Origin of the sequence: Kitasatospora sp. NPDC004614, assembly GCF_042873675.1 — a bacterium.
Classification (GTDB): domain Bacteria; phylum Actinomycetota; class Actinomycetes; order Streptomycetales; family Streptomycetaceae; genus Kitasatospora.
Genome location: NZ_JBIALR010000001.1, coordinates 482,129 through 495,164 on the forward strand (window position 1 = coordinate 482,129; position 13,036 = coordinate 495,164).

The 13,036-nt window shown below is 72.0% G+C and carries 13 protein-coding genes; 8 read left to right on the top strand and 5 right to left on the bottom strand.

Annotated elements, in window-relative coordinates; translation table 11 throughout:
* The first annotated feature begins 380 nt into the window (after positions 1–380).
* From ACFYST_RS02060 to ACFYST_RS02080, 5 genes are all read left to right on the top strand, one after another.
* Entirely contained in the window at positions 381–3,101 is a 2,721-nt protein-coding gene (locus ACFYST_RS02060; protein ID WP_387859259.1) for a nitrate- and nitrite sensing domain-containing protein, read from the top strand.
* Entirely contained in the window at positions 3,098–3,535 is a 438-nt protein-coding gene (locus ACFYST_RS02065) for a roadblock/LC7 domain-containing protein (RefSeq protein WP_387635661.1), read from the top strand. Before ACFYST_RS02060 ends, ACFYST_RS02065 begins: the two co-directional genes overlap by 4 nt.
* 44 nt (positions 3,536–3,579) lie before the next feature.
* A complete protein-coding gene (locus ACFYST_RS02070) occupies positions 3,580–3,936 on the top strand; it encodes a DUF742 domain-containing protein (RefSeq protein ID WP_387636844.1) in 357 nt (118 codons plus the stop codon).
* A gap of 1 nt (position 3,937) precedes the next feature.
* Complete coding sequence (locus ACFYST_RS02075; protein WP_387635658.1) at positions 3,938–4,501, top strand: ATP/GTP-binding protein; 564 nt, start codon at positions 3,938–3,940, stop codon at positions 4,499–4,501.
* Positions 4,502–4,564: 63 nt separating this feature from the next.
* Entirely contained in the window at positions 4,565–5,698 is a 1,134-nt protein-coding gene (locus ACFYST_RS02080) for an FAD-dependent monooxygenase (protein WP_387859260.1), read from the top strand.
* Positions 5,699–5,753: 55 nt separating this feature from the next.
* Here the strand turns inward: ACFYST_RS02080 and ACFYST_RS02085 are convergent, their stop codons facing one another.
* From ACFYST_RS02085 to ACFYST_RS02100, 4 genes are read right to left on the bottom strand one after another with little or no spacing between them, the layout of a single operon-like run.
* Complete coding sequence (locus tag ACFYST_RS02085) at positions 5,754–6,641, bottom strand: SAM-dependent methyltransferase (protein WP_387859261.1); 888 nt, start codon at positions 6,639–6,641, stop codon at positions 5,754–5,756.
* A gap of 2 nt (positions 6,642–6,643) precedes the next feature.
* On the bottom strand, positions 6,644–7,279 hold the full coding sequence (locus ACFYST_RS02090) for a cysteine hydrolase family protein (protein WP_387859263.1): 636 nt from the start codon (positions 7,277–7,279) through the stop codon (positions 6,644–6,646).
* The gene (locus tag ACFYST_RS02095; protein ID WP_387635650.1) at positions 7,276–8,403 is read right to left on the bottom strand and encodes an isocitrate/isopropylmalate family dehydrogenase; all 1,128 of its coding nucleotides are present in this window, start codon (positions 8,401–8,403) and stop codon (positions 7,276–7,278) included. Before ACFYST_RS02095 ends, ACFYST_RS02090 begins: the two co-directional genes overlap by 4 nt.
* A gap of 30 nt (positions 8,404–8,433) precedes the next feature.
* A complete protein-coding gene (locus ACFYST_RS02100; protein WP_387635648.1) occupies positions 8,434–8,964 on the bottom strand; it encodes an EF-hand domain-containing protein in 531 nt (176 codons plus the stop codon).
* A gap of 396 nt (positions 8,965–9,360) precedes the next feature.
* Here ACFYST_RS02100 and ACFYST_RS02105 point away from each other — a divergent pair, with 396 nt between their 5' ends.
* Positions 9,361–10,797, top strand: a complete 1,437-nt coding sequence (locus ACFYST_RS02105) for a glyceraldehyde-3-phosphate dehydrogenase (protein WP_387635645.1) — start codon at positions 9,361–9,363, stop codon at positions 10,795–10,797.
* Between the two features lie 74 nt (positions 10,798–10,871).
* Here the strand turns inward: ACFYST_RS02105 and ACFYST_RS02110 are convergent, their stop codons facing one another.
* A complete protein-coding gene (locus ACFYST_RS02110) occupies positions 10,872–11,471 on the bottom strand; it encodes a CGNR zinc finger domain-containing protein (RefSeq protein WP_387635642.1) in 600 nt (199 codons plus the stop codon).
* A gap of 128 nt (positions 11,472–11,599) precedes the next feature.
* Between ACFYST_RS02110 and ACFYST_RS02115 the strand changes: the two genes are divergently transcribed.
* Both ACFYST_RS02115 and ACFYST_RS02120 read left to right on the top strand, forming a co-directional pair.
* On the top strand, positions 11,600–12,355 hold the full coding sequence (locus ACFYST_RS02115; protein ID WP_387859265.1) for an MBL fold metallo-hydrolase: 756 nt from the start codon (positions 11,600–11,602) through the stop codon (positions 12,353–12,355).
* Positions 12,356–12,362: 7 nt separating this feature from the next.
* Positions 12,363–12,875, top strand: coding sequence for a DinB family protein (locus tag ACFYST_RS02120; RefSeq protein ID WP_387635637.1), 513 nt, complete (start codon positions 12,363–12,365; stop codon positions 12,873–12,875).
* Positions 12,876–13,036 lie beyond the last annotated feature (161 nt).

Here is a 13,036-nt window from a genome sequence, read left to right on the forward strand (position 1 = left end):
TGGTTCGCCGGGCCGGTCCGGCGCCGGGTGGGGCTTCAGTTCCGGTGCTGGGGCGGGCAGTTCGCGCGAGCCGGAGCGGGCCGATGGTGAATAGCCGCCGTGCGGTGGGGTGTTGGCCCCTGAGCGGTTCATCGTGCCTGGTCGGAGAGGGTGTTGGGACACCATGGGCGGTGCCGCGCGGGCGCGGGACCGCCTCGGCTTTTTGGGTCGTTATACGGTGATACTAAGATCCATCCGTCAGAGTCCTCATCAGATTCGACCAGTTCTGAACGACTGGCCTCGTCTCCTAGGAGAATGTCCTGCGCACGCGCGCGTCTCGGCGGATCAAGGGCCGGCTGTCGCTCCGAGCGACCCTGCTCGTGCTGGCCATCGTCCCTGCAGTGGCACTGGCCGCTCTGTGGGCGGTCACCAGCGGACAGCTCCTGTACTCCTTCCAGCGACTGGCAGCCCAGGGCATGCTCGCGGAGAAGGCCGGCCAGCCGTCCAACATCGTGTACTACAACCTGCAAGAGGAACGGCGCCTGAGCGCCGAGGTCCTCGCCGGGCACACCGGGGTCACCGACGCGCTGCGCACCCAGCGCGGCAAGACCGACGAGGCCGTCAACACCTTCCAGAAGCTGTCCGGCATCGACGCCGGCAGCGCGCCGCAGGAAGTCCGCGACGCCGTCCGGGAGGCCCGCGCCGCGATCAACCAGCTGCCCGCGCAGCGCGCCCTGGTGGACAGCGGCAGCGACCAGCAGCAGGCCACGGTGTACAGCTACTACACCGACCTGATCGCGGTCGACCTGCGACTGTTCGGCGCCCTCAGCCACGTCGACGAAGGCCGGATCACCACCGTCTCCGCGCCGCTCGTCGACCTGTTCTGGGGCAAGGAGATGATCTCCCGCGCCGACGCGCTGCTCGCCCGCGGCTGGCCGACCGGCTCGCTGAGCGTCGAGGACTACCAGCAGGTCCGGCAGGCCATCTCCGAGCAGAGCTTCCAGTTCGGCACCAAGGTCGCGCCCAACCTGGAGGCCGACCAGGCCGCCATGTGGCAGCAGATCACCAACAGCCCCGGCTGGCTCGCCAAGGGCCGCGCCGAGCAGGACCTGCTGAAGCCCGTCGGCCCCGACCGCAACGGCCGGATCCCGCTCAACACCGACAAGGACACCTGGCGCCAGTCCATCGACGCCGTCAACCCGGAACTCGTCGGGCTGATGGAGTACCGCACCGCGGCCATCGTCGAGACGGCCAAGGGCATCACCATCAACCTGGCGATCCGTCTGGGCCTCACCACCCTGGCGGGCCTGGTCGCCCTCGTCGCGGTCGCCTTCACCAGCTGGCGCCTCACCCGCACGCTGCGCCGCCGGATCGGCGGACTCCAGAAGCAGGCCGAGGACCTCGAGAATGCCCTGCCCGAGGTGGTGGAGCGGCTCGGCAACGGCGAGCAGATCGACGTCGAGGAACACGCCCGCGCGATCGAACGCGACCCGTGGTCCCGTACCGAGGACGAACTCGCCAAGCTCGGCGAGGCGTTCAACCTGGCCCGCACCAGCGCCCTGCAGGCCGCCGTCGGCCAGGCCGAACAGCACCGCGCCTACGAGCGGCTGCTGCAGCGCATCGCCCGCCGCACCCAGCTGCTGATCGGTCAGCAGCTGAAGAAGCTCGACGAGCTGGAACGCAAGCACGAGGACCCCGAGATCCTCGACGGCCTGTTCGACCTCGACCACCTCACCGCGCGCCTGCGCCGCTACGAGGAGAACCTGGTCATCATGGCCGGCGGCACCCCGCACCGGCGCTGGCGCAAGCCCGTCCCGCTGCTGGACGTGATGCGTGCCGCCCAGGGCGAGGTGCAGGACTACCGACGGGTCGTCATCGACCTCGACGGCAGCCCCTGGGTGTCCGAACGCGCCGTCGGCGCCGTCGCCCACGTGCTCGCCGAACTGATCGAGAACGCGCTCAGCTTCTCCCGCCCGCCGAACCCGGTCGAGGTCCGGGCCGGCCGGGTCAGCCGCGGCGTCGCGATCGAGATCGAGGACCGCGGCCTCGGCATGGACGACGAGCAGATCGACGAAGCGAACCTGCTGATGACCCGTCCGCCCAAGGCCGACGTGCTGGCCCGCGGCGACGACATCCGCCTCGGCTTCTACGTCATAGCCCGGCTCGCCGACCAGAACGGCCTGCGGATCGAGTTCCGCCAGTCCGCGTTCGGCGGCACCCGCGTCGTGGTGCTCGTCCCCGACGAGCTGATCGTCCCCGCGCCGGACGCCCGCCCGAGGCTGGTCGCCGCGCCGCAGCCCGGCGGCCTGCCCACCCGGTCCCGCGGCCAGGCGCTGGCCGCCGCGACCTCGCTCGCGCAGACGCCCGACCAGGAGAACGCGCTGCTGGAGCTGCACGCGGCTCCCGAGGAGTCGTCGTACCCGCCGGCCGGCGACCGGTACACGCCGCCGGCCGCGCCCTACCAGCAGCAGGTCGACGCGCCCTACCCGCCGATCGAGGCCGCGTACACGCCGATCACGCCGATCGACGTGCCGATCACGCCGATCGACGCGCCGTACCCGCCGACCGAGGCGCCGTACGCCGCCGCCGACCCGTTCCCGCAGCACGAGCTGTACGGCGGGCCGGACGAGGACCGCGCCCCGGCCGCCCACGCGCACCCCTTCCCCGCCGAACTGCCGCCCGCGTCGGCCACGCCCGCCCCGTACGGGGTGCCCGCGCAGTACCGGCCCGCCCCGGCGCCGCCGGCCCCGGCCGTACCCGCCCCTGCTGTGCCCACCCCGGCTGCGCCCGCCCCGTACGTGCCGCTCACGCCGGCACTGCCGGGCGCCGAGCCGCCGCTGCCGCGCCGCGTCCGCCAGGCCAGCCTGGTCGACGAGCTGCGGATCGACCCGGCCACCGCGCCGGCCGCCCCCGCTCCGCCGCGCTGGGACGAGAACCCGCTGTTCCGACCGGCCCCCCGACGGGCCGGGGCGGCGGTCGGAGCGTTCCAGCGGCGGTCCAGAGAGGCGCGGGCCGAAGCCGCCAAGTCGAACGCGGACACCACACCGCAGCCCGACGGCCGGCCCGAGCCCGGCGACACCTGGAACACCCCGACCATCCCGATGAGAGAAGACCGGTCATGACGCGCACAACCTCCACCCACCAGGACCTCGACTGGCTGCTGGACGGCCTGGTGGACTCGGTGGCCGGGACGAGGCTCGCCGTCCTGCTCTCCGACGACGGTCTGGTGGTCAGCCACTCCCGCACCATCGAACGCCCTGACGCCGAACGCCTCGCCGCCATCGCCACCGGCCAGCAGAGCCTGGCCCGCGGCGTCGGCCAGCTGTTCACCGGCGGCACCGTCCACCAGGTGATCGTCGAACTCGCCGACCTGTGGCTGTTCGTGATCGCCGCCGGCCAGGGCACCCACCTCGCCGTCGTCGCGTCCCAGGACGTCGACGCCGAGGTCATGTCGCTGGCCATGCACAACCTGGTCCAGCAGGTCGGCCAGAAGCTCAGCACCCCGCAGCGCGGAGACTTCGACGCGTTCGCCGCCCGGGGCGGGCAGCGCGGGTGAGCCCCTACTGGGACGACGACGAGCACGACGACGGCGCGGACAGCATGGTCCGCCCGTACACCATCACCAGCGGCCGCACCGCGCCCGAGCGTGACGACTTCACCCTCATCACCCTGCTCACCGCCGTGACCGAGCCGGTCGACGCCCACGGGGCGCCGGTCCGGCCGGGCCGGCTGCAGCCCGAGCACCGGCTGATCCTCAACCGGTGCCGGACCCCCGCCGCCGTCGCCGAGGTCGCCGCCGACCTCGACCTGCCGGTGTCCGTGACCAAGATCCTGCTCGGCGACCTCGTCGAACAGGGCCTCCTGACCGCCCGGGCCCCGATTTCGGTGGCCCGGGCCTCGGGCGGCGCAGACCGCGGCCTGCTCGCCGCCGTACGTGAGGGACTGAGGAGACTGTGAGATGACGACCACCCAGGCGGGAGCCGCCGCGGTCAAGATCCTGGTCGCCGGCGGCTTCGGCGTCGGCAAGACCACCCTGGTCGGCGCCGTGAGCGAAGTCGCTCCGCTGCGCACCGAGGAGTACCTCACCACCGCCAGCGTCGGCGTGGACGACCTGGCCGGCGTCGACCAGAAGACCACCACCACCGTCGCCCTGGACTTCGGCCGGATCACCGTCAGCCCCGAGCTGGTGGTGTACCTGTTCGGCACGCCCGGCCAGGAACGTTTCTGGTTCATGTGGAACGACCTGGTCAACGGCGCGCTCGGCGGTGTGGTCATCGCCGACACCCGCCGGCTGGAGAGCAGCTTCGCCTCGATCGACTTCTTCGAGAGCCGGGGCATCCCGTTCGTGGTCTCGATCAACTGCTTCCACGGCGTCAACACCCGCTCCGACGAGGAGATCCGGGCCGCGCTCGACCTCGACCCGCACGTCCCGATGCTGGTCGGCGACGTCCGCGAGCGGAACTTCGGCCGGGACGTGCTGCTCTCCCTGGTCGACCACCTGATGGCGCTGCCCGTCGGCTGAGACCTTCCTTTCCGGGCCCCAGCGCCCACTCCCGCCCAACCCCCGAACCCACTGGAGATGACCATGGCTACACCCCTGCGTGTCCTCGTCCACGGCGGCGGCATCGGCGGACTCACTCTCGCTGTCGCACTCGCCCGCCGCGGCCACAGCGTCGAGGTCGCCGAGCTCCGCGAGCAGTTCGACGCGCTCGGCGTCGGCATCATCCAGCCCTCCAACGCCCTGCACGTGATGCGCGAGATCGGCATCCTGGACGACTGCCTGGCGGTCGGCTTCGAATGGGAGGTGCTGACCATCTGCGACCCGGCCGGCCACCCCGTCGCGAAGATCCCGCAGCCGCGGATGGACGAGGCCCCCGCCAACAACGGCATACCCCGCCCCGCGCTCGCCCAGGTGCTCGGCCGGGCCGCCACCGAGGCCGGCGCCCGCGTCCACTTCGGCACCACCATCACCGAACTCGCCGACGACGGCGCGGGCGTGGACGTCACACTGTCCGACGGCAGCACCGGCCGCTACGACCTGGTGGTCGGCTTCGACGGCATCGGCTCCCCGCTGCGCACCCGCCTGTACGGCGACCGCTTCCGCCCCGAGTACACCGGCTTCGCCAACTGGCGGGTCACCCTGCCCCGGCGGGCCGACCTGCAGGGCGTGCTGATGAGCACCGGCAACCTGGCCGCGAAGGCGCTGCTCACCCCGATCACCGACGAGCTGATGTACCTGGGCTCGGTGTTCGCCGAGGCCGAGGACTTCCGCCCCGACCCGGAGCGCGCCCACGAGCAGCTCACCGAGCGGCTGGCCGACTTCTCCGGCCCGGTCGCCGAGGCGCTGGCGCAGATCACCGACCCGTCCACCGTCGTCTACTCGCGGATCTCCCAGGTCACCGTGGACGCGCCCTGGCACGTCGGCCGGGTGGTGCTGGCCGGCGACGCCGCGCACGCCTCCACCCCGCACCTGGCGCAGGGCGCCGCGATGGCCGTCGAGGACGCCCTGGTGCTCGCCCAGGAGCTGGACGCCACCGAGGACGTGGCCGCCGCCCTCCAGGCCTGGGAGGACCGCCGCCGCCCGCGGGCGATGTTCGTCCAGTCGCTGTCCCGGGCCATCCTCAAGCAGGAGACCGGTACGCCCACCACGCCGGAGGAGGACGAGCTCCTCAAGATCGGCATCCCCGGCGCCGCGCACGTGCTGGTCAAGCCGTACTGATTTCCCACGGGCACGGGGCGGGGCCGGGCAGCGACTGCCCGGCCCCGTTCGTTCGTCAACGCCCCTTGACGCAGGTGATCCAGCGGTTGGCGGCCAGCGCGTCGTTCTGCTCCCGGCGCGGCGCCCGGGCCAGCCCCGCCGCGTGGTCGAACGGGGTGCGGACGGTGGTCGCCCAGCCGAGCGCGTGCAGGTGCGCCGCGGTGTCCGGGCGGGGCCCGGGTGCGAACAGCGCCAGCAGATCGAGGCCGATCCTGGTCCGGGCGGCCTCGTACACCGGGCTGGAGCGCACCTTGGCCGCCTCCAGACCGAGCTTGACCTCGTACGCCAGCGTGGAGCCCGGCGCGCTGAGCTCGTCCAGCGTGCCCGCGACCCGCAGCTCGGCCTCGGCGGGCAGGTACAGGAACAGCCCTTCGGCGAGCCAGGCGACCGGCAGCCGCGGATCCAGCCCCGCGTCCGTCAGTGCCTGCGGCCACGGGCCGCGCAGGTCGACCGGCACGGTGCGGCGGCAGGCCGACGGGACGGCCTCCAGCTCGTCCAGCACCCGCTGCTTGAAGGCCAGCACCTCCGGCCGGTCCAGCTCCCACACGGTGGTGCCGGGCGGCCAGGGCAGGCGGTGCGCGCGCGAGTCCAGGCCCGCGCCGAGCAGCACCACCTGGCGCACCCCGGCCCGGGCGGCCGTCATCAGGTGGGCGTCCAGCACCCGGGTGCGCAGCGCGAAGTAGCTCGCCAGCCGGCCCCACAGCGGGTCGCCCGGGGCGATCTCGTCCGGGTGCCGCGGCCAGTCGGCGCAGCCCGGGTCGGCGCGGACGAAGTGTTCGGCGAACTGGTCGACGGCCAGCGCGTCGGGCCGGCGGGCCTCCAGCGCGCGGGCGTGCGCGACCAGCAGTGCGGTGCGGCCGACGCCGGCGGTGACGCCCGGGTCGTCCAGAACGGTGGCGCTCATGGTCACGACTGCCCTGCCCGGGCGGTAGCGGTGGCCAACTCCGGCAGGACGAAGGGGCGTTCGTCCGCGAGGTCGGTGATCCGGGCGCCGTACACCTTGGCCATGAAATCCAGGATGTCCTGGTCGGCGAGGTGCAGCGAGGCGGTGCAGTCGCGGAGCACGGTGAGGTGGAAGCCGCGCTGGAAGGCGGTGCGGGCCGTGGAGTCGACGCACACGTCGGTGAACACGCCCGCCAGCACCAGGTGCTGGATGCCGCGGGAGCGCAGGTACGGCTCGAACGCGGGGTCGAGGAAGGCGTCGAAGCAGGCGAGCTTGGTGAACACCGCCTCGTCGGGCCGGGGCAGGGCGGCGTGGAACTCGGCGCCCCAGCTGCCCTCCAGGCACTTGGGGCGCTTGCCGAGCGCCGCGTCGCGCCGCTGCCAGGCCGGACCCTGGTGGGCTTCGTCGCCGAGGAAGCGGACGAACAGCACCTCGACGCCGAGCGCGCGGGCCCGGTCGACGGCGGTGGCGGTGCGCTCGGCGACCCGGGCCAGGCGGGCCGGATCCCCGGGGAAGCGGGCGGCGGCGACCTCGCCGGCGCAGAAGTCGTTCTGTACGTCGACGACCACCAGGGCCGTCGGTGTGGCGGTGGTACTCACCGGGCGCCCGCCCGATCGGTGCCCGAGGAGGCGGCGACGCGTGCCGAGCCGGACCTGGCGGCGGGCACGAAGGGCTTTAACGCCACCCGGAGCTCGCCCAGCACCGCGTCCACCACCTCGGTGGTGCCGGCGGTGCCGCCGAGGTCGGGCGTGCGGGCCCCGCGGGCCTGGGCGGCGGCCAGCGCCGCCTCGACGGCGGCCTCGGCGCCCGGACAGTCCGCGTGGCGTTCGGCGATCCGGGCGGCGGCCCGGACGGTGGCGACGGGGTTGACCACGTCGAGGCCGGCCAGCGCGTCGGCCGAGCCGTGCACCGTCTGGTACTCGGTGAGGCCGTTCAGCTCCGGGTGGAGGTTTACGTTCTCGGTGCAACGATTCTCCTGCCGCTCCGAGCCGTACCGGTCGAGCAGCACCACGTGCATGATGTCGGCCCATTCGTTGCCCGCGACCAGCACGGTGCGGTCCTCCGGGCCGTTGGTGATCAGATTGCGGTTGACCGTGTCGGGCTGGAACAGCGTGATCTCGATGCCGAGTTCGGCGGACAGGTCGGCCGCCCAGTCGTCCAGCGCGCCGTCCAGCAGGTGGAACTTGTAGGCCATCTGCACCCGCGCGGGCCCCTCCGGCCACAGGTCGTGGGCCCGGCGGACCGCGTAGCGCACCACCTGTTCGGTGACGGCGCGGCTGAACTCCATGGTGCGCACCACCTTGCCGGGGGTGTGCTGGTTCTCGCCGGTGTAGAAGCCCTGGGCCTGGTCGCGGACCAGCAGCAGCCGGGCGCCGGCCGCGTCCAGCGGCTCGACCTTGACGGCGGCGAGGCGCTGGCGCACCAAGTACAGCGACTGGGCGTTGATCGCGGTGCGGAACACGGCCCGGACGCCGGCCGCCGCCTGCTCGCGGCAGAACTGCTCGTAGTGCGCGGCGTCCTGCGCGGTGATGCGGGTGATCTCGGCGGTGTCGGCGTACTCGGCACGCAGCGAGAGGTACGAGTGGTAGAGCCGCGGTGACCGCACCAACTCGGCCTCCACACCGTGCAGTCGGGTGATCCGGCGGAGCACCCGTTCGAAAACGGAGGCGAGGTCCGGGCCGGTGCCGTGGCCGACGGCCAGGGCGATGAGCGGTGCGGTCAAAACGGGCTCCTTCAAAAACGGAGGAAGAGGTCAGAGCGGATTCGGGACCAGGCGGTCGCCGGCGATGCCGACCTTTTCGGGCGAGTAGTAGTCGCGAATGCCCTGGGCCCATACCCGGACCGTGATCCGGTCGGTGGCATCCGGGCCGAAGGCGTCGAACAGGGCCTCGATATTGGGCTTGTCGAAGCCGATCGCGGTCATCAGGGCGAGGAAGCGGGGCCGTTCGATCAGGCCGTCGCCGTTCGGGTCACCGAGCGCGGCCAGCGCGTCGGCGAACACGGCGGCGGTGGCGCCGAACAACTCCGGATTGAGGACGAAGCCGCGGAACTCGGTGGGGGTGATCAGGCCGTTGCCGTCGATGTCCAGCGTCTTGGCCATCACCTCCCAGTAGTTGCTGATGCTGTCGGCCAGCGCCTGCCGGTCGGCCTCCGACGAGTCGCCGGCGACGGCCAGGACGCGCTCGGTCATCAGGTCGAAGTCCTCGGCGTCGAGCACCCCGTTGTCGTTGGCGTCGAACAGGGTGAACACCAGCGCGGCCCGCTGGTAGGCCAGGTGTGGCATGGACGGCCGTCCCTTCCTCACGGCGGCCCGGCCTCGGACGGCCGGACCTGCACCCCCGCATCGGGCGGCCGCCCGGCCGGGGCTCCCACTCTCCTCCATCCACAGGTGCCAAGTGGCCGAAAATGACGAGACATCACCCCCCGGGGTGATGAATTCGACGTGGGTGAGCTTGGTCACGCCCCGTCGGGCCCGAAATGGAGCTGACATGGCGTCAGATTCGGTACCGAGCTGCACCGGAGCGGTCGAAGAGTGTCGCGGGTGTGGTCGCGATCACGTCCGCAGCGGCCCTTCGCGGCGTACCACCGCTGGTCAGCGGGGGGACCGCCCCCCGCCCACGGGCCGGCCGAAGCTAGCATGGGGGCGCCTAGCTCTGGCTCTACCCTCGAAAGTTGAATTGTGACTGTCAACGACGACGTGTTCACGGACTGGAAGAACCGCGAGGAGCTCGCGGAGTCGATGATCCCGATCATCGGGAGGCTGCACCGCGAGCGGGACGTCACCGTCCTGCTGCACAGCCGCTCCCTGGTGAACAAGTCGGTGGTCAGCATCCTGAAGACCCACCGCTTCGCCCGTCAGATAGCGGGCGAGGAGCTCTCGATCACCGAGACCTTCCCGTTCCTTCAGGCGCTCACCGCCCTCGACCTCGGCCCGTCCCAGATCGACCTGGGCCTGCTGGCCGCCGCGTACCGTGCGGACGACCGCGGCCTGAGCGTCGAGGAGTTCACCGCCGAGGCCGTGGCCGGCGCCACCGGCGAGAACAAGCTGGAGCGCCAGGCGCCCCGCGACGTGGTCCTGTACGGCTTCGGCCGGATCGGCCGCCTGCTGGCCCGCCTGCTGGTCGAGAAGGCCGGCGGCCTGCGACTGCGCGCCATCGTGGTCCGCAGCGGCGGTGCCGACGACCTGGTCAAGCGCGCCTCGCTGCTGCGGCGCGACTCGATCCACGGCCAGTTCCAGGGCACCATCACCGTGGACGAGGCGACCAACACCATCGTCGCCAACGGCAACGCGATCCAGGTGATCTACTCGAACGACCCCAGCGAGGTGGACTACACCGCCTACGGGATCGACGACGCGATCCTGATCGACAACACCGGCCGCTGGCGCGACCGCGAGGGCCTGTCCAAGCACCTGCGCCCCGGCATCGCCAAGGTCGTGCTGACCGCCCCCGGCAAGGGCGACGTCCCGAACATCGTGCACGGTGTCAACCACGACACCATCAAGCCGGACGAGCAGATCATCTCCTGCGCGTCCTGCACCACCAACGCGATCGTCCCGCCGCTGAAGGCGATGGAGGACGAGTACGGCGTGCTCCGCGGCCACGTGGAGACCGTCCACTCGTTCACCAACGACCAGAACCTGCTGGACAACTACCACAAGGCCGACCGTCGCGGCCGTTCCGCGCCGCTCAACATGGTCATCACCGAGACCGGTGCCGCCTCCGCCGTCGCGAAGGCCCTGCCGGACCTCAAGGCGAAGATCACCGGCAGCTCGATCCGCGTTCCCGTGCCGGACGTCTCGATCGCCATCCTCAACCTGCAGCTGGCCCGCGAGACCACCCGCGAGGACGTTCTCGACCACCTGCGCGAGGTGTCGCTGACCTCCCCGCTGAAGCGGCAGATCGACTTCATCGACTCGCCCGACGCGGTCTCCAGCGACTTCATCGGCTCCCGCCACGCCTCCATCGTGGACGCGGGCGCGACCAAGGTCGAGGGCGACAACGCGATCCTCTACCTGTGGTACGACAACGAGTTCGGCTACTCCTGCCAGGTCGTCCGGGTCGTCCAGCACGTCTCCGGCGTCGAGTACCCGACCTTCCCCCGGTCGGCCGTCTGACGCACGCGCTCCGGTAGTTCCGCGGACCCCGTTCGGCCTTCGTGGCCGGGCGGGGTTCGTTTTTTGTCCGTCCGTCAACTCTTGCTCGTGGCGCGCTTCTTGGCGTAGGCGCGGGCGGCGCGGACGCGGTCGCCGCAGCGGGTCGAGCACCAGTGCCGGGAGGCGTGGGTGCGGACGTAGAACCTGCTGCACGGGGTGCCGCCGCAGGCCGCCAGCCGGTCGGCGTCCGGGCCGGTGAGCAACTCGGCGGCGTCGGCGGCGAGTTGGGCCATCGCGTGGTCGGCGATCCGGTCGGCCGGGTGCGGGAGGGCACGGTGCAGTCCCCGTTCGGGGTCCCAGTGCAGCAGTGGGGTGGACGGGGTGGTGGTGAGGGCGGCGTTGACTGTGGTGAGTGCTTTTGCCGGCGCCGGCTGCCCCGTGGTGCGGGCTTCGATCAACTCCCTTACCGCTGCGCGTAGTTCATGCAGTCGGTCGGTGCAGAACCGGTATATCCGGCCGCCGGTCGGGGCGAGCTCGTGGTCGATCAGCCAGGCGGTGGCCGCCTCCGGTGAGCCGAGCAGGTCGAGCGGGCCGGCAGGCAGGCTGAGCAGCGAGTTGGCGAAGTCCAGCGCCGGGTACTGCTCGGCGCCCGGGGCGGGGGAGTTGGTGTCGGTGCGCTGGCTCATGACCCTCATCGTAGAGGCCTTCCCCGCAGGTGAGGAGTGCTCTCGCCGTCCATTCTCACGGAAAAGCTTGCGGGTTGCCGTGATGGCCCGTTAGATTCCTCTCACGGTAAACCGCTTTCTCTCCCGTGAGGTGTGTCATGGCTGCTGTCCCCGCCGTCCAGGTCTTCGGAGGCCCCACCGCGCTCATCGAGTACGGCGGCCTGCGCCTGCTCACCGACCCCACCTTCGACGCCCCCGGCGAATACCCGCTCCCGCGCGGCGGCGCCCTGGTCAAGACCCACCCCGGCACCGCCGACCCCGCCACCCTCGGCCCGATCGACGCCGTCCTGCTCTCCCACGACGAACACCCCGACAACCTCGACCACAGCGGTCGCAAGTTCCTCGACGGCGTCCCCCTCACCCTCACCACCCGCGGCGGCGCGGAGCGCCTCGGCGGCACCGCGAAGGGCCTCGCCCCTTGGCAGAGCGTCGAGTTGACCGGCCGTGACGGCCTTCCCGTGACCATCGCCGCCGTCCCCGCCCAGCACGGCCCCGACGGCTGCGAGCCAGTCACCGGCGAGGTCATCGGCTTCGTCCTCACCGGCCCCGGCCTGCCCGTCGTCTACGTCTCCGGCGACAACGCCTCCCTCGACGTCGTCGAACGGATCGCCCAGCGCTACGCCCCCGTCGACACCGCCGTCCTCTTCGCCGGCGCGGCCCGCACCGGCCTGTTCGACAACGCCCTCCTCACCCTCGACAGCACCCACGCCGCCGAAGCCGCCCGCCTCCTGGGCGCCCGCCGCGTCGTCCCCGTCCACTTCGACAGCTGGGCCCACTTCACGGAGGGCCGCGAACCGCTCGTGGCCGCCTTCGCCACCGCGGGACTGGCCGAGGTCCTCGACCTCTCGCGATAGTCGGCCGATGAACACCATCGAACGTCTGCTGCCGCCCCTGAACGCCGACGAGCGCACCACGCTCGAAAGCTGGCTCGAGTTCCACCGCGTGACACTCGTCATGAAATGCGAGGGCCTGAACGACGAGCAGGCGGCCGCCACATCAGTGCCACCGTCCAACTTCACCCTGATCGGACTCGTCCAGCACATGGCAGAGGTGGAACGGAACTGGTTCCGCCGAGTCCTCGCCGGAGAACAGGCCCCGCCCATCTACGACCCGGAGGCCGACCCCGACGGCCCCGACGGCGGCTTCGACCTCGCCGAAGGCGCCACCCTGGCCGACGCCCTCGCCACCTGGCGTGCGGAGATCGCCCGCACCCGCGAGCTCTGCGCCGCCCGCGCTCTCACGGACACCGGCCGCTTCATGGATCAGGACGTCAGCCTCCGCTGGATCTACGTCCACATGATCGAGGAGTACGCCCGCCACAACGGCCACGCCGACCTCCTCCGCGAACGCATCGACGGCACCACCGGCGTGTAACCCGGCCCGGAGGCGCCGCCCAAGTCGCCTACCGCATTGGGTACTTGGACCCGGCAGGCGAACACGGTAGGCCGGCCGCCGACGACAGCGGGCAGGCCGTCCCCGGCGGCCGGGGACCATCCCGGCTGCCGAGCGTCTTGCGAATGAGACCGGGCGAGGTG